Source organism: Pinibacter soli (assembly GCF_029961145.1).
In the GTDB taxonomy this organism is placed as follows: Bacteria; Bacteroidota; Bacteroidia; order Chitinophagales; family Chitinophagaceae; genus Pinibacter; species Pinibacter soli.
Window position 1 is genome coordinate 1,468,404 of the sequence record NZ_JASBRG010000007.1, and the last position, 17,892, is coordinate 1,486,295.

The window sequence follows — 17,892 nt, forward strand, 5'->3', positions numbered from 1 at the left end:
GTTCTATAACGCAGTTTGTGTGTTGCTCCGGGTTTCCTTGATGGTCATAACGCCTCGTTCTGTTTCTTTTTTCAAACGCATCAAATTGCCTTCATCGTCATACTCATAAAAAGTGGCGTAGTTATTCTCATCCAGTTCTGCCATTAACTTCAGGCTCACAGGATCATACACAAACGATTTCATGTTACTGTTATACGGGTGAATGCGTATATCGTCCACCAGAATATTTCTCGTGCCTGGCTGAAACACCAGTTGCATATTGGTGGCACTCGCCGGAATTTTTGTAACGGCTTCATAGCGCTGCCATCCTTCAATGCGCACACCCGTAGGCGCAAGCGTAGCGTCTGAGCCTGACAATCCCGCGTATTGAATTTTAATTGGCGCAAGGCCGTCTACATTAGCGGTATTGGTATTATCATCCTTGACCTTCACCCAAGCCGTTATTAAAGATTGTGAACCCTTTATCGGAGCTGTTTTTGGGAGAATCACGCTTTGTGGTTTAACGCTGTTTAGTTTTACACAATAGAAGTTTTGTACTTTAAAGGATCCGGAAGTATCAGCACCTATAGGATACATGGCCCCTGTAGGAATAAGCGTTTTTGTGAAGCCTTTTTCGCGGCTCCATAAAGCGGAGAAGTTGAAGGCAATATTGTCAGTTCCAGTCCAAAACTTATGGCTCCGCTCCGTTGTTGCATATATTGCTATATCATATAGCTTTCCCTTTTCCAAAAAGACTGGAACAGTTGCGGTGCCTAATGAAACAACCTGGACCCCATTGACAGTCATTATATAATTAACGGTTCTTCCATCATGATAGTCAATATAAAAAGTATAAGTATCATTTTCCGGCACCTGTAGTTTGCCCACCCAGTTTATTGTCAACCAACCATTAGCAGGCAAACCGGGATCTGGCGCTTGATTTACAGCCCAATTAAAGTTAATACTGGCATCGGTGCGTGTCAATGACTGGTTATTATCACCTGCTACATAATAGCCGGTCAATCCAGTTCCCTTAGGTATTACCGTTCCTCTTGGTACAAGTGAGGAATCAACCTTGATCGACAAAGCTGCTGCTGTATCTGCACTGGCAGTAAGCGGTAAAGTAATAGATTTTGATTGCCCCGCTGCGAGGCTCAAACTATACAAACCGGTATGCGCATCTGCATTTGTAATTGTAAAGCCATCAAAAGTTCTTGCATCCTTGCACAGATAATTACACTTATTGGTTTTGTAATCGTAGTCCTCCAATCCATCAAAGAAAGTTTCCCTGTTCTTCGCATTTTGAGTGGCAGCAATTGCTAACTGCTGGTTATACCCATACTGCCCGGAGTTGTACCTGTACAATGCGTCATAGTTTTCCATTTCGTAACCTTTTCTGTTGAAAAAGTTTTCTGCACTCGTCCAGTTCCACTGAGTAGTGTCGGCGGTTGCAGCCATTACATCACCTCCAAAACTCCAGAAGGGTTTGAAACCTGCAAGTGTGCCACCCGTTCTTGTATACACGACTGCAGACGACAGATCATTTTCCTTGCGCTCATCTCTGTCGCTATAATATGCATAACTTCTATCGACATGCCAGTTACCAAGTATACCGAATCGGTAAGGATTAACTACGGTGTCTGATATGAATTGTTTGCAGATCTGTCCAACACTGTCAACGCTTTTATTGTAATTTATTTTCAAATTGGAAACAGAACATGTTTTACAATAAACACCACTATTATCGCATACAAAACCATTTCCGGTCGAATTATTTGAAATATTATCCGTGTTGCAAAAGCTGAGAAAGTTATTCTGATCTTCGGTCTCATTATTAGGGCTCATTACATCTTCTTTAAATAAAAAGCCGAAATTTTCTCTTGTGAACACATCTTTAACCAATCCTGTACAGTTAAGGTTGGTGAAATTATCCTGAGTAATTGCCACATTATTATCTGTGGTAGTTGGCACTGTTAACTGCAAGCTTGATGTCCAAGTCGATGTAATCCGGCTCAGTTTAGCGGCGGCAGACGTTTGGGATTGAGGCAGGTAAAATAGATTAGCATAGTAAGCTGTGTTTTTTCCCCAATCAAACGAATTCCTCTTTGTACCACAAGCACCACGACCCACTGTTACAATAGGAAAAACATCCTGTGGAGCATAAGGAGATAAATTAAGCGTGGCATTTGCAATGACAGCGTCTTTTGGTATTTTTTCAATTGGAAAGTTTATGATAGATTGGGATGATGTTCCAAACGAATGTCTGCCACACAGTCCTTTAATTCTTCCCAAATAGAAAAAACTGCTAACGATATATCCAGCATTATTTGAATAACTAAAAGTACCATTCTGGTCTTTCAAAATAGTTACAGTGGGCTGCAATGTGGTAGTAAAATTCCGCGTTACGATATATGGAGTATCCTTCACATACCAATGATTCACCACCTTCCATAAATCTTTATAGGTAGCCGCCGATGCCTGCAAGACATTTGTTTGCGCATCTATTTGAATTTTATCAATGCCGTTTACTGTGCGGATAGGATTAGCAAGGGATACCAGCGACCCCGCTGCTGCAGCCATCATGTTTCTTCTGCCAGAGCGTATAATTCTAAATTCTTTAATTTCCTTACAACTATAAGGGCGCCCTTCCTGATCAATAAAATAAATTCCCTGGTTGTGCTCTTTGCCTATGCTCGCATCAATGGCCCATAGTTTAATATATTGTTTGATTGGAGCACGCCATTTTGGATCGCCACACAATGTGGGGTCAGAGGTTACGGGGATGTCCATTGCCATCGGAGTGAGCTGCTGCACATCTTCTTCCAGGCCGCGCTGCACAATGATTTCATCGCCGCTTTTAAAGAATGCCTCCCAATTTGGCAATGGGTTATCATCATAATCAAACAGTTTTCCTCTTATTATTTTCAATTGCTTTCTGACGTTTGTAGTTTTAGCCAGATCGATTCCTATATTTTTATATGCTGGTGCCATGCCATCGTATGCCCAATAAGCCGGATAGTTTACGTTGTAGACAGGATCATTGAATTCGTTGTTTGTGCGACTCACCACCACCTGTCCACTTTCTCCATCCCATATCACGTTTTTAGTGGACACAATACTTCCTTTATCCATCTGTACCACGCTATCCAGCAAACCATATCTGTTAATTATCTTAACGACAGCAGCAGAACGAAAACGCATAGTTTCTTTTTGCGGAAACGGAATGGCGGATGGTAACGGCAGCGGCCAAACGCCTGCGGCTACCACGTCTACGTTTACACCCAGATTAAGCGAGGTGGTTTGTGATAGCTGCTGCCTCAGGTCAACCATTACCTCGATATCTTTCCCCACCATGCCAGGGCTTATTTCTCCTTTGTTTCCAAGGATCACGCCCACCTCATTATTAAGATGTTTATGGTCAGCGTTGTTATCATCTACCTTGTAATAATATCTCGTATAGGCAATCGGGTTAGCAGGATCTATCTCTGCATAAGAAGCTTGTGATTTCATTTTGCCATTCATGTCGTTAAGCTCCACTTTAAATCCCTGGCTCAGGTTCATGTATTGGCGGGATTCTATTTTCAAAAATTGTCCCAGAGGGCTCGATCTGAAAGGCTTTTTGCCGGAACCATCGAGCGGCGTCATTTCTACTGCCGTTGGAAAATCTTTGGATGTATAAAACTCCGTTTCGCTCCATCCATTTGCTGATTTATTGTTGCTGTGAATGGTTCTTGTTCTCACTTTTGAATACCCGACCATGGGTGCCGGAAAGAAAGATTCCCCAATGGGCTCTTCCGAATACATGAGATTTACCGGAGCAAGCAGGTTTGTCTTTTCGCTTAGCTCTTTTGCAATGCGGAAGGGGTTTTCATCGCCTCCTATTTGCGGCTCATAGCATGCCACGCCACTGCTAACAGTAGCAGCAACGCCATTCACGATTTGGCTTGTTGTATACATGTATTCCTGCCCGTAAGATGCATCCTGCTGCTGCCCTGCTGTCATTTTGTTCCAGCTATCAAATATTTCAATTCGCTTTACTCTTGATCCTCCTCCATATCGTTTCAAGGTAGGCTCATCTAATCGTACAAATGAATTGCCTAAAAACACTTCTTTGCACCATCCATTGTTTGCAGCTACTGCTTCAAATTTTGAAAACATTTGCAGGTAACCGCTCATGGAAGAAAAGATCACCTTGACCATGTCTTTAAAATTGACATCATCGCCGGTTTCAGAATTAGGGTACGCTTTGGAAGGAAGGTTCAGCCGCAGGAATTGCATGGCCACTTTTTTGAAAGGACTAACGCCATCTACATCTTTTACTTTTATCCAAATGGTTTTATTGTCTCCTCCGCTTACAACACCGGCATCTGCGATGTCTGCGTATAATGGGATCCATTCGTTGCCATTGCCCCATTTGTCTGCAGGCATAGGGACATTGAGTTTAAAAAATAACTTGGTAATGCCTTGCAAATACAATTCTTTTACTTCCTGCGGTTTAGTTACTGCTACAGGCACCCTTGCCATTACATATAATTTCTCATTGAGCTGGGCATCGCCATAAATATATTTTGTAGGCGTACCTGTAGGGCTGGCAGCAAAACCGCGGATATCGAAAAGCCTGGAAGCCCGTTTATTTTGTACATACCCATAATCATCGCTCTCGTAAGTGATTTTCATTTTTCCACCCGCGGGTGTTTGGATGTCGGTCAGGTTCCAGGCAGTAGCATTACTTGCTGCAACGGTGCTATCCTGTACTAAATATGGATAATCATAGTTATTTAGCGCAGTAGTTTTTGCGGATACAGGATTTCCGGACATGTCCTTATAGTTTCCCCAACGGTCATAGCTCGCAGGATTGTAGTCAGGATTTTTCCCACCGTAGGTGAACAGGTAAGGATTTTTCTTTTTACCATTACTGTAGCTAAAGGAAATCTTTGTCAACGTAAGTTTTCCCGTTGAGTCAACGCCTGTAACGGCTTTGCAAAGAGAATAATCATAGTCGAAATAAACCGTCTTAACCGGTCTCGCGCTATTGCCATTCTTCACCCAGTCCGCTTTTGAATAGAGATCAATTTGTTTCAGCCTTCTCTGGGCCTTACTCTCGTTGTAGTCAAAACCACCAGTAGAATCCTTTATGTTTATGACATCTTTTCTTTCTTTGGAGGTGGTGAAGACCGCAATAAAGTTTTTGGATTCGATGGTATTGAGGTACCAGAGTTCTTTTTTTCCAAATGTATAAGAGCCTTTGTCGTCACGACTTTCCGATTTAAAGCCTTCATTATAGTTGGCCATGAACGAATCCTTTGTATACGGTATGCGCCACTGGAAAGGGTCCTTTTCACTGCAAACCTGCGTATAGTTAAATCGTATGGCATCACCCAGGTCGTCGTCCGTTACCCCATCACCCCGTATGTCTACATAATCGGGCGACAAGATTTCTGTTAACAGGAAGGAATGTGCATAAGCAGGTGTTTGCTCATTTGAATAGTAGTTATCCTTGCCACTCTTGTTGGCAAGGGAAGCATCGGTTGGATCGTAATTTATCCACCCTTTGTTCATGTTGGTGGGAGACGGCTTAACGGAAAAAGTCACATCCTGTTGCATTGTGTTGTATACCGGTATGCCGTATACGTATTTTTTTCCATCATTGCCCAAAACGTCAATTTCGGAGAGGTGATTGCCTTTTCTTATGCTGCCTATTCTATCAATAACCTTGATACCTGTCATGCAGCTGGTATCTCCGCCGGGATTGATCATGGATGGTTTTCCAAATTCATTTTCAGGGTAGGACAGTATCTTTTTATTGAAGCCGTATTTATCGGCCTGCTCCGCTGTGAGGTAAGTAATCAACTGCGTTCGTTTGTCCCTTTCTTTACGGGTTATCGCAGTTGCTACATTTACATTTCCATTGATAAAAGCACCACCACGTACTTTTTCAAACTTTGAATCAAGCGATACATTTTCTCCACTTCCAGTTAATGAAGCTCTTATCAAGTCATCATCTCCTACAGCTGCGTAAAAATTTCTGTCGACCGCCGTTTGTTCCCCGGGATTTTTGAAATACGCACTTTCAAAAGTGGTGTCATCATCTTTAAAAGTCAAGTTACTGGCAAGCTTGTTATCATCCTTCCAGGCGGAGTTGGTAGTAGAAGCATCTACCTTCATAAGGTCCGCCCCCACGTGAACATAATCGCCTAGTCCAACCTCTGTCGACAGTTTATCAGAGCCACTTTCTGTCTCCATCTTGTGATCACGGATATAACCAAGATCACCACGATAGGCCCTGAACATGCCTCCTGTGCCTTCCCCACTTATCTGAAACAGATCGGGCGTATAAACAGGTACCGCAATATGTGGTGTAGATTCACTATTAAATGTCAAATCCTTTTCCCGGTTAAAATCCATTAGCGCATTCACATCATCTTTTGCCCTGGTATAGTTCATATAGCCATAAGCCGGCATTTTCCTGATCTTGTATTTATCAGGTATTTCTTGTTGCTGAACAGCTCCTGTTATAGAAATGCCAGGTGCCAGTCCCCATATCTCACCAGTAACTTTTCCCGTAAAACTGTATGCAGTGTTCCTCATCGGCATCGTAATCGTAGGTGTATAGGAAGGCACTGCAAAGGAAATATAGGATGATAAATGCAAATCCATTCCAGACAAGGATGCTTTTGCATTCTGGTAAGACTTTGGCGCTTGTTTATATCCCGCGTCCAGCTGAAGACCGCTGATGCCCGTACGATTGTTATAAGAAGTACCAATACCCAAACTAACTGACTTACTATTATTCTTATCGCCTAGAGACGCAAAAAGACTGGGAGAAATACTGGGGCCATACATTGTGTTATTGGCTATGGACAAACTAGCCGTTAACTTGCCGGCGGTATTTGCGCCGCCTGAAATACTACTACTCACCGTGGGCGTTATACTTGACTCAATGCCCCAACCCATATAATTGTTGTAACGAACGCCTAAAGTAGAACTCACTCCTGCACCAAATTTTGCTGATTTTACCACCTGCTTCAGGCCAACTATCTCAACGCTAAATCCACCATCCACACTCACCGTCTTATTTGTCTTTATGGTTTCCGTTTTTGTAATCGAATCCGTTCCATTGAAATCATCCGGCAAGCCGCGCATATTACGCGTAATCGAGCCCGGGTTGATGTTCCAACCCAATCCGACCCAACTGGCTTCCTGATCCATTGTTATGCCACTGTTATAGTGAATGGACACGGGATAACCGCCCACATCCATCAAGGGTATATTGTAGGAGAAATTACCGGAGAATAGATCAACCATATTATCCGTTCCTGCACTTTGAAAAGTTGAGCTTTCCGGCTGACTTGGGCCAATGGCTGGAGAAGACTCTCGCTTATTGGACTCCGTAATCTGCGCAACATCTTTGGAGACACTGTATTCATCAGGCAAAGGATTGAGTTTTGTTTTTGTTTTTCCTGCGTGTACTGAAAATATATTTTCTGCACCGCTATCATTATCTCCAGGCAATATCAATCGCTTTGATTTAAAATCAAAGTGAGATTTAAAATTGCCTATCGGTGCTGCTAACAAACCTGCCTGCAATTGCCCTAAAAATCCCATATAAAAAATATTCACCAAAAAAAAGGCGATCTGCTTTTTATATCTTTCTCCCAGAAGTTGTAACATAATAGCGTATTGTCGATCTGTTGTTTACAATTAATTCAAAAAACCCGGCTAGCCCTTTCTATTTTTTCCCTTGTACTCAAATAACATTTTCCACTCCTGTCCTATCTTATCAATGAGGGTAAATTCATACATGTGATTTTTAATGAACTTTCCTTGCTCTTCCAGTCCCATATCTACCAGGTTAAGGCCACGCAAAAATTGTGGCTGTTTGTCTTTGTTAAGTTTTACCTGGCGAATCCCTGCGCTACTGGTAACATCTGCTATGGTAATTTGAAAAACAGAATCTGCGCTTTCATTAAAAAATGAAAATTTTAGCATCTGCTGCACAATCGAATAACCGGCTTTGTCATATCCCTTTGCAAGTTTGGTATAGGTGTTTCCCTCGTCGGGCAATACAGTAGGGTCGTTTTCGTCTTCAATGGTGAAGGTCCAGATATCACTTTTCAGATTGCTGGTGGAAGACTGGGCGGTTATTTGCCACGCATACAGCTGTTGCTTTTCCAGCGCAGTTGCAAATGCGGGATATGGAAGTGTTGTGTTTGCCAGCCTGGATGAGGCATATACCGGAACATTGTCGCGGATGGCGTCTGCAGGGACCTGGTTGCCCCCAACCTTAACAATCTTATATTCGTATGTACAATTGCGTACAAGTGACAGCGGTACAGGTGGCACCCAGCTAAATAAAGGTTGCGTCTCTTTCACCGCAGACTTGTTCTCCGGAAATATCAATTGAGGGGGAGCCAATACATCTACCTGTACATCGACACAGGTATTTCCACCCGAAGCCATCTCTTTACCTTCCAATACCTCATAACAAATCTGGTAAAGGCCCACGGGTAAAAAACCAGGTGATGACAAGTCAATGTCATTGCTAAGCGAATTGTATACAACAGGCATCACGTCTGCAATCTGCATCTGCCTTGCTCCTGTAGGCACTACAATGCTGCCCGATAAAGCAGTCATCATCTTTTGCCCATTGCTTTTATTGAGTATTGTTACTGACAGCTGGCAATGCCTCGGTGTAGATAAAGGGTTTGCAATAATTACATTCCACAATTGCTCTTTTTCAATCAATGCTCCTGGTGGCAAAAAAGCACTTACGACCAGGTCCTGGCCCTGAACAAACTCGTTGCCTGTGACAAGTAGCATCACAAATGCAATTAGAAGATTTTTGATTCTCACATTCATAGTGTTATTTAAAATAGGTCGTAAAACTTAATACACCCATCGTATTGTTATATAATTTGTAATTAATATCCGGATAATAGTTGCAGTCCACCTGCAAAGACAACACGCCTACCCTAGGAATAGTCAATGCTGTTGAGCCGTAGCCGCCTGTTTTGCTTTCATATTCCGCAGCAGATAAACTGTTTATTTTAAAGCCGCCTTTAACAGTGACTTTACGACTAATCATGTATTGTATATGTCCGTCGAATACTACATAACTATAAATGTTGTTCTTTATAACGGAAGCTGTTAACCCTGAGCTATATCTATCAAACTGAAAATGCTGGGTCATAACAATGTTCGAAGAGTTTCCATAGAAATAACCTGATGCACTGTTATTCATAAACCTATTGAATATAAGTGTTGACGTAGCCGGCACGTCTCCCACCTTATAAGAATAGCTTGCCATACAGTTCAGAACCTGGTACCTGTTCTCATAAACGGTATCGTGTATGCTTACGTATTGAAAAGAGGGCATATAACCGGCGGAAACAATCCACCTGTTTTTTCTAAACGTTGCCATTAATGTGGTCACGGTATTTTTACCGTTGTACACTTGCTCCACATATGGGTTTTGATAGTCGTTCTTTTTTATTCCTGCATTTATGGTTAACAAATTATGAAAGAAACTTTTACTTGCCTGCACACCCCATTGACTATTATTGGCACTTAACCGATAAGCATTGAATCCATAAAAATTAGCGCCATAATACTTGTAATAACCATTTACATTCAATCCTCTTTTAGGTAATATGCTATAAAAAGAACAACTGAAAGCCTTGTTGGATTTATCGTTTATGCTAAACGAATTTTTCGTTCCGTTTGCCACGGGTTTTGCATACGTTGACTGGGCAACTTCTCCATTAAGTGTGAGATGCCGGTAAGACAACTGTCCTGATAGGCTCATCCCTATTGAACCCGGCGCTGCGCTACCCGACTGACTACCACTATAAACAGGATTATGCTTTCCTCCAAAAACGCTAATCATCGCATAATTTTTAGTTCGCAGCCCGATGCCGATACCTGTTGAATAAACAAAGTTGTTGACCTTTTTTTTCGAAGTATTAAAAACAAAATCACGCAACCCAAAATCTGTCCATCCAGCCTGTACTGACAAGAACGCATCACCCAAATCATATTCCATATTGACGCCGTTTATTGAGACGTTCTGAAAACTCAATTGGGTGGAAGTTGCAATGCTTCTGCCTAATGACAGCTTCTGAAAACCCTCCCAGAATTTATTTCGGTACTCATCGACAAAAGAAGTATCGACATGCATTTTTTTCAAGTATGGCGCATATTTTCTTAACAGCTCTTCTTGGCCTTTCAGGTCGTTTATATCTGCTTTTTGCAGTTTTCTTATTTCAACCGCCGCATTGTTGTATTCATTTTTTAAACTGTCCGTCAATCGTTGCAGAACATCCATAGAATGCTGAATGCTGTCGAATTTGCTTACATATTCTACCGCTGCAGAAATGGAATCTTCCCCGTCCTTTATTTTGTCAATATATACCTGCTTATTGGCTAATATCTCTTTATAATGGATATACTTATTGAGACACTCCGGATTATCCCGTTTTTTAAACTCATCTGATAAAGAATTTAACTTGGCCAACTTATCATCAACATACAATTGAAGCATTTGCTGCTCGGCCTGGTATGCCTTTTGAGCGTTTTGTTGGTACTTATCCTTTGCAAGACCAGCCACTTCTTTCCCATTTAATCCTATATTGAAATCTACATAGTTCCTGAAATAAGCTGAATTAGTATATCGTCCGAACACAGATACATTAAACGGCAGGTCCTTTACCGCATGCACTTTCGTTGTATAATTTATGTTTTGTTGAATGATATCGCTGTAATCATATACCCCTTCGATTCTTGATATATAGGTTGCCCTATAGTTGAGCATGTGATTATCCAAAAGTCGTCCTTTTGCAATACCAACCGGTGAGGCTTCAATTTTAATTTTTTTCAGCTTTCTTATTTGATCAAGAGCGGAATCTGAAGGCGGTCCTTTTAGGATATTTTTCACCTCACTCTCAACGTGAGTAATCATACCAGTATCGACATATTTACATATACAGGCGGGAGTTGTCTGCGCCGTGGCGACAGATTGCATTACTGAAAGTAATAGAAGTGTAATGCCTGCTTTCAATATATATAAGCAGTAGTTGTTCATATAGCCGCACCAAATACAATGGCGCATTAATATAAATGATGTTGATGATTAACCGGAAGTATTTTGGAATGGGCTACACAGAAAGTATAACGGTGATCAATAGCTGATCTTATTGTACTAGGTATAACAAAAGTAATGGAGATTTTTTAACAAAACAATTTTTTATTCAAGCAACCTTAGTGGCAAAAAAAGAGACATTCAGTATTCAATAACTTTGCCGCATGTTTACTGTCCTTGAAAAAAATAAAAGAATTACCCTATTCGTTGCCGTTTGTTTTTGTTTTTGCAATGTATTTACACAGACGGGAAACAGCCCCACCAATTTCTACAAACGAAATCCTTTGTTGGGCATTCATTTCAACGCTTCCAATTATTCAAGGCCACTCAATCTATCTCAAACTAACACGGGCTATTTTTTTTCTTTTATAGATGGGATCGCCGGCAAATATGACTATATGATCCAGGCAGGAAGTACTTCACCCAAATTTGCCTTTAGCAAAAATGCCAGCAATAAGGATTTGCTTCATTTTATTTCAGTAAATGGAATACGACGTTTTTTTTCTGACTCAGTTTCTTTCAATCCTTTTATAAACGCAGGTCCTGGGATTGGCGTTACAGCCAGCAAAACAAATTTCTTTTTCAATGCGGGAGCGGGATTTGAAATTCGTTTCACCAGTAAAATATTTCTGCATACCCAATTCAATTATCAAATAAATACTTCGTCACAGGTCGATAACAATACTTCCGTCTCGATAGGACTGTTGGGCACAATATTTCAACGAAAAAGAAAACCTGTTGCAAACACTGCTGAGCGTTCTGTATCAACAATACAAAAAACAAATGACCAGCATCATGACGGAATTATTGACATTAATGATTCTTGCTCCACTATTGCAGGCCCAAAATCATTTACCAGATTTCCCGACTCGGATGGAGACGGAATACCTGATTATAAAGACAATTGTCCAACTATACCAGGACTTGCACGGCTTAACGGGTGCCCTCTTCCTGTTAGCCGTCCGCCGCAACTTGTAATAGTGGACACCTCTAACATTCCTGCGACTTCCTATATTGGAGACGTTATAAATAATTTAGCGAAAGAGATTCATTTTAATTCCGACAAAGCTACGCTTATGCCACTCTCGGCTCAAATACTTGATACTATTGCAAGATTGCTGACTACACAGCAATATAAGCAACTAACAATAGAAGGGTATACGGACAATACCGGAACCACGAAGAGAAACAGGGAATTGAGTAAAGAACGTGCAGTTGTTGTGCTGGAATATCTTGCGTCTAAAGGCATTGATAGAACTAAAATGCAAGCAATAGGTTTGGGAGACGCTCACGCTATTGCAAATAATGACACACCTGAAGGACGATCGCAAAATAGAAGGACAGTTTTTGTATTGGTAAAATAATCTTTATTTACATCTACATTCACTAATGCTGAGACCCGCTTCAGCAATAGATGGAAGTGAAAACAAACTAACGTAAGCTATCTCTCATGGAGCTATTCTGAAGGAAACGGGTATGGCGACTTGCAGTCTGGCTAAAGTTCAGATTGGCACTTATTATTATCTGATTTCCGAAAAACAAAAATGCCCCCAATTAGTGCCTGACTTTTGGGGCATTGCAAAGCCGGTGCTTTTATTACATAAAGCACGGAACTATTTTATGACTTGTTGCTTAAAAATCTCCCATCCCTTCAATGCATACTGCTGCTGCTGCGTCATCAATTTGCTGCTTCTAGTGCACCGCAATTACACATGCCGCTATACCCATTCCTATTTTAACTTTTAGATCAACAATTATTTTTTCAACTGTCTATTCTCCTCTTCTAATTTTTTTATCCTGTCTTCCTGGCTTATTATATATAGCGTCAATTCTTCTAATTTCTTCAACAATAACTTTTGCATTTCTCCAACATCCAGCCCGTCCTTTTCAATCGTAGATGTAGAAGGCATTTCAGGAAGATGTTTGTTTGCTTTAATGAATGATGCAATAGAATCTAATGAAGGAAGTTTGTAAGAAGGTTCGAACACATAATCAGCCCAGTTAGACTGCGTTACAATTACTTTTTTAGCACGTATGTTCCCGTTTACAGCAAGCTTTTCTGTAGGAGAGGTGGTGCCAACACCAACATTACCGCCCCTACTATTTAATATTAAATCGCCCCATACAGAGCCGGCAGCTTTAATACTTTGCAGATATGAATATCCGCCTGACGACTGCGATATTCCCACTAGAAAATTGGTATACCCTCCGTTATCAAAACCATTTCCAATGCTAATACCGCCAGACCCTTTAGGATCCACATGCAAAGTGTTTTGTGGCGTTGTTGTACCTATGCCAACAAGTCCATTTTCACCAATAGTAACCCTGTTTATTTTATTTGTCACTATCGAAAAGGGATGATTCGTTGCAGTACCTACCGCTTCGCCCGCGGGGCAGCTATAGAAACCATTATAACCATCAGCATATAAACCCGTTTGAATGCCGCTGGTAGTGGTCATAATTTTTGAATGAAGATCTCCATGTACTTCCAATACTCTTTGCCAGCCTTCTGCATTTTCTGGCGAAGTAGTTCCTATACCAACTTTTCCATCTGCGCTTTCAAGCAGTATTCGAGACCAGGGTTGGGCAGGATTGTTATTCACTTTTCTACAATAAAAATTTTGATCAAAAAAACCTCCGGAGAACTGCATAGCATAGTTGTTAGCCGAGTTTGAATGGCGCACGTCCAACAAATGCCAAAATGAGGATGCTCCGGAAGGAAAATTAATAGGGTTGTAGGTTTCAAAAAAACCTGACCGCGCTCCAGCATTGCCTTGCAAGCCTGCATCATCACGCCCTTCGGTTCGTGAATTATTATTACCCCAAAGTAAGGGGTCCTGCGAGTATCCTTGATAACCAATCAGTAGGATTGCTAAAAAGAAAATATTTTTCATAATTAAATTTGTTTCTCGGGTTTTAAATTCTTTTTATATGACCATTCTTTTTATATGCTGTCATAGCCTGCTTCAGTATCAAGTTCTCTTCCTTAATTTGCATCAAATATTGTATCAGCTCTTCGGTCTTTTGTTGCTGCTGTTGTAGCTTTTTGTTCTCTACCTTCAATTCAACTACATAAAGCATCAGCTCTTCTATCTTTTCTTGCTGTTGCTTTACAATATTGCCAACATCCAAGCCTTCTTTTTCAATGATGCTGGCCAGTGACATTCCGGGTAAATGTTTATGTATTCTTATAAATGAAACGATGGAAGCTATTGATGGAAGCTTATATGAAGATTCAAAAACATAATCTGCCCAGCCGGACTGCGTTACGATTATTTTTCGTGCTTTTATGTTGCCATCTACAGCAAGCTTTTCCGTTGGGCGGAACGTTCCAATTCCTAAATAGCCGGCGTCATTTAAAACAAGGCTGCCGCTCGGAGCGTTCAATCCAAAAATAACCGGAACTGCTTCCCAGTCATATATACCACCTAATCCATACCAGCCAAACCTCAAGGAGTTATTTTGAAACCCATCAGAAATTAAATGCAGTCCAAGTGCCTTTGTGGATGAAGTTGATTGCATACGCAGGCCAACGAAATTCCCTACTCCGTTATCGTCTTCGATATTGAATAAATACCCGATTTTGCCTTTTACATGCAAAGTATACCCGGGATCTAAAGTGCCAATCCCTACACGTCCGATCGGATCTTCCATTAAAATTCTTGACCACGGCTGTGCAGTATAATATGATGGCTTCCGGAAATACAAATTTTGCCAAATGCACTTCCCGCGAATTGCATTCCAATAAGGTTAACCGGGTTATTCGAAGAGTTTGAATACCTTATACCTAATAAATGCCACAACCCGCTTGCACCTGCTGGATAATTGATTGGGTTGTAAGTTTCAAAAAAACCAGATGGTACAGATGAGCCGTTTTGTGTAACTACACTGGCATCATCCCGTGTCTCTGATCTTGAGTTATTCGTTCCCCAAACCTGTGAGTAACCAGTATTAAGAACTAATATCCAAATTCCTAAGATGAAAAACTTCCTAATAATAAAATGCATTTACATTTGTTTTATTTGATGAATTCTAAATTGAAGTGCCGGCGATAAATAACTGACACTATTTTTGGGCTTTCAATTCCAATATTTCTTTTTTAAGGTCTTTATTCTCTTTTCTCAACTCAATCACATACAGCGTCAACTCCTCCACCTTCTTCAATAACAACTTTTGTATCTCACCTACATCCTGGCCATCTTTTTCAATGGCAGCAGCAGAGGGTATTTCAGGTAAATGTTTATTTGCTTTAATGAATGATGACACCGAATCTAAAGAAGGAAGTTTATAAGATGGTTCGAAGACATAGTCGGCCCAATCAGATTGGGTCACAATAACTTTTTTGGACCTTATGTTGCCATTAACTGAAAGCTTTTCGGAGGGTGAAGTTGTTCCTATTCCAATATTGCCAGCTCCTATTGTCGAAGAATTAACACCAGTTCCATAAATAATATTACCAATGTTTAGTTGATTAGAACCGGTAAGGTTAGGCAGGTCGGGAAAGGCGGCGTTGGCAGCAATTATAATATTATTATCGCCGGCAGATTGATTAAAACCGGCACGGTAGCCTAACCCGATGTTGTAACTTCCTGTGGAATAGAAAAGTGCACCCTGGCCGAACGCGATGTTACCGTTTCCCGTTGTATTGCTATAGAGAGGAGCATGACCAAATGCAGCATTAAAAACACCTGTACTATTGTTATAAAGCGTTTGAAAACCTACTGCCGTATTATAGTTGCCTGTTGTATTTTGCGGCAGCGCCCACACCCCTACAGCTGTGTTTCGAATTCCTGTGGTATTATATACCAATGTGCTGTAGCCGATTGCCGTATTATAGGCACCAGTGTTACTCATCAACGCATTACTGCCCAACGCGGTATTCTGCCCCAAATTACCAGCCCCCTTCCCAACCGTGATACCATTAACGATTATATCTTTTGTAATAGTTGCAGAACCATTTACTTGTAACTGATTTCCATTATCCGTTGAAGTATTAATTAATACATTTCCGTTTGATAGAAATGCGTTCTGAGAAAACAATACAAAGTAAGCACTGCATGCAAGGATCAATAAAAAAGCTTTTTTCATAAATGACTTTAGTTTTAAGAATTCAATTATTTTATTTTTTGTTTAAGAATAGTTTGTGATTTCCCTCACAACCCCACGCCCACTCTAAATTTCAACGGCTGCGCTGCCGGCACTTCCCGCTTCCACAAAAAGTCATACAGCAATTGCACATTACGGCTGCGTCTACTCGCTTTTACTTTTTTGGAAATACCGAGCAGTGCACTTTGCTGCCATACCTTTACATTGGCATGTAACTCCTGCAAACTTTTAAAAGACTGCAGATAATTGTATTCGCCGCCGCCGCTGAGCCACCACGATTTTTTAATTTTGATATCAATGAAAGCACCCATGTTTACGCCTTCACTTGAAAAATGAATGTCTTTTATAGGATGGCCAAGCCCCGATTTCCATGCTGCTTTCAGGCCAACGGTGCTTTTGTCGGACAGTTTATAACCCAGTGACAGGCCCAGATCCAGAATGCCGGGTAAAAATTTGCTGCTGCCACTGCTTTGAATGATAATGCCCGGTTCCAGGCGCTGCAGGAATGTTTTTGTTTTTTGCGTTTTGGGCTTGAAATCGGGCATATCCAGGTCGCTGTTTGCACCGCCAAGTTTGTTGACCTTGTCTTTTAGCGTATTCAGTTGTTGCTGCGCCATCTGCATTGATTCATCCAATGGATTGACCGCTGCAGCGCTTGTATTGCCGGGGGAAGGCAGTGAGGTTGCACCTAGCCTCTCCTGTAAAATGGATTGTACACTGGCTCTTGTTTGCAGCCCCGCAATGGCAGTAGCAGGATCACCTGTGCCTGCACCATTTGACGAAGGAAACAACTGCGCGAGGTAACTGTTCTTTTGCATGAAAGATTGGAAGGCGGGCAGTTCACGAAGTGTTGCCAGCGCTTTTTCTTCCAGCTTTTTTTGATCGTGGAACAGATTTTTATATTCTTCTATTTGCTGGCGATAATAATAAACCTGTTTTTTCAGGCTGGTTAATTCTTTCGTCATGCCAAACTTTTCCAACTGAGATGTTAGTAAGGCTTTCCGTTGTTTTATAAAAACTTCGATCTGTTCGGCTGAATACAAGCTGCCTTCCAGCTTTTGTAGGTCGTTGCTTAGCTGTCTTACTTCGCCAAGTTTGTCGTTTTTCAAAATCCCGCTTTGCTGCAGGAATTTTGAAGCGGTTTGCAAACTGTCCAATCCGGGAATGTAGTTAGCGACCCTTTTTCCTTTCAATGGATTTTTCAACTGCTGCTGCAGTTGTTCATACTGTTGGTGAGAGGAAGCAAACAGTGCAATTGCAGAGCTGTCTTTTGCGACCAGCTTCTTCTGTATCTTCTTTTCCTGTTTGGCAAAATGCGCTAGTGTTTTAGCAAGCTGCTTTTCGAGGCGATCGTTAAGCGCATTGTATTTTTTGTCGATCGTTGAAATTTCTTTGCCGGGGAAATTGAATACGCTGTCAGCCAGTGCCTGTGCGAGTAGAGGCGCGAACAGAATTATTAAAAATAAAGGCAGTTTTTGCTTTACCGGAATTTGCTTCATATGGCAGAGTTTTGTTCCGGTAAGTATGAGGAGGGGGCACTTGTAATTGCAAAAACGAAATTAAGCGAAAAAATGTGCCGGCAAAAAATTATTTTGCTTTAACTAATTAGTATGATTATAACAGTTAGGATCACTCTTTCACCCGTTGTTAAAATCAAGATTATGCTTAAA

The 17,892-nt window shown here is 41.2% G+C and carries 9 protein-coding genes; 1 reads left to right on the plus strand and 8 read right to left on the minus strand.

Going from position 1 to position 17,892, the window contains the following annotated elements:
• Positions 1–3 precede the first annotated feature (3 nt).
• Genes QJ048_RS16480 through QJ048_RS16490 form a run of 3 tightly spaced genes read right to left on the minus strand, consistent with a single transcriptional unit; the run spans position 4 to position 10,936 of the window.
• Positions 4–7,650 carry a PA14 domain-containing protein gene (locus QJ048_RS16480; protein ID WP_282335498.1) on the minus strand — a complete coding sequence of 2,549 codons (7,647 nt, stop codon included), beginning with the start codon at positions 7,648–7,650 and terminating at the stop codon, positions 4–6.
• Between the two features lie 48 nt (positions 7,651–7,698).
• Complete coding sequence (locus tag QJ048_RS16485; protein WP_282335499.1) at positions 7,699–8,799, minus strand: hypothetical protein; 1,101 nt, start codon at positions 8,797–8,799, stop codon at positions 7,699–7,701.
• Positions 8,800–8,842: 43 nt separating this feature from the next.
• On the minus strand, positions 8,843–10,936 hold the full coding sequence (locus QJ048_RS16490; RefSeq protein WP_282335500.1) for a prefoldin domain-containing protein: 2,094 nt from the start codon (positions 10,934–10,936) through the stop codon (positions 8,843–8,845).
• Between the two features lie 344 nt (positions 10,937–11,280).
• Between QJ048_RS16490 and QJ048_RS16495 the strand changes: the two genes are divergently transcribed.
• Positions 11,281–12,480 (plus strand): OmpA family protein, encoded by a 1,200-nt coding sequence (locus QJ048_RS16495; protein WP_282335501.1) that lies wholly within the window; start codon positions 11,281–11,283, stop codon positions 12,478–12,480.
• A 390-nt stretch (positions 12,481–12,870) separates the two neighbouring features.
• Here QJ048_RS16495 and QJ048_RS16500 read toward each other — a convergent pair whose 3' ends face one another.
• The 5 genes from QJ048_RS16500 to QJ048_RS16520 all read right to left on the minus strand — a co-directional run bounded on the left by QJ048_RS16500 (position 12,871) and on the right by QJ048_RS16520 (position 17,721).
• Entirely contained in the window at positions 12,871–14,010 is a 1,140-nt protein-coding gene (locus QJ048_RS16500; RefSeq protein ID WP_282335502.1) for a hypothetical protein, read from the minus strand.
• 22 nt (positions 14,011–14,032) lie between these two features.
• Positions 14,033–14,770 carry a hypothetical protein gene (locus QJ048_RS16505; RefSeq protein WP_282335503.1) on the minus strand — a complete coding sequence of 246 codons (738 nt, stop codon included), beginning with the start codon at positions 14,768–14,770 and terminating at the stop codon, positions 14,033–14,035.
• Complete coding sequence (locus tag QJ048_RS16510) at positions 14,770–15,123, minus strand: hypothetical protein (protein ID WP_282335504.1); 354 nt, start codon at positions 15,121–15,123, stop codon at positions 14,770–14,772. Before QJ048_RS16510 ends, QJ048_RS16505 begins: the two co-directional genes overlap by 1 nt.
• 58 nt (positions 15,124–15,181) lie before the next feature.
• Positions 15,182–16,204, minus strand: coding sequence for a hypothetical protein (locus QJ048_RS16515; RefSeq protein WP_282335505.1), 1,023 nt, complete (start codon positions 16,202–16,204; stop codon positions 15,182–15,184).
• Between the two features lie 65 nt (positions 16,205–16,269).
• Positions 16,270–17,721: a hypothetical protein gene (locus QJ048_RS16520; protein WP_282335506.1), complete on the minus strand. Its 1,452-nt coding sequence runs from the start codon at positions 17,719–17,721 to the stop codon at positions 16,270–16,272.
• Positions 17,722–17,892 lie beyond the last annotated feature (171 nt).